Source organism: Methylomonas aurea, assembly GCF_024505045.1.
Taxonomy (GTDB): domain Bacteria; phylum Pseudomonadota; class Gammaproteobacteria; order Methylococcales; family Methylomonadaceae; genus Methylomonas; species Methylomonas aurea.
The window spans coordinates 1-605 of record NZ_JANIBM010000090.1; the positions used below are offsets into that span (position 1 = coordinate 1).

The window sequence follows — 605 nt, forward strand, 5'->3', positions numbered from 1 at the left end:
TGCATTTATCTCATCTCTGAACAGGAACCGTCGCCAACAAAAACGTCGGTAACGGCAAAGCTGTGACGTTGGGGACATTAGCCTTGGCCGACGGCACTAACGGCGGCTTGGCTAGCAACTACACCTTGACCGGCGGTACGCATACTGCGGATATTACGGCCGCCAGCCTAACCGTCAGTACCGGCAACGTTAGCAAAACCTACGACGGCGGCACCAGTGCCTCGGGTACGCCTACGGTTACCGCCGGAACCTTGTACGGCAGCGATAGCCTTAGCGGCGGCAGCTATGCCTTTACCGATAAAAACGTCGGCAGCGGCAACAAGACCGTCACCGTCAGTGCAGTCACTGTCAACGATGGTAATAGCGGCGCTAACTACTCGGTGTCTTATGCCAACAATACGACTAGTACCATTACGCCCTATGTCGTCAACCTCAGCGGCGCGAGAGCCTTCGACGGCGGCACTGATTTGGCGTCGGGTGTGTTCTCGCTGGGCACTCTGATTGGCAGCGAGACTTTGGTTTTGAGCGGCAGCGGAACCGTCGCCGACAAGAATGCCGGTAACGGCAAAGCCGTCAGCTTGGGGACGTTAGCCTTGGCCGACGGT

The 605-nt window shown here is 57.5% G+C and carries 1 protein-coding gene; it reads left to right on the top strand.

Annotated elements, in window-relative coordinates:
- Window positions 1–62 precede the first annotated feature (62 nt).
- On the top strand, window positions 63–605 hold a 543-nt coding region (locus tag NP603_RS21840; RefSeq protein WP_256612975.1), incomplete at its 3' end, for a YDG domain-containing protein.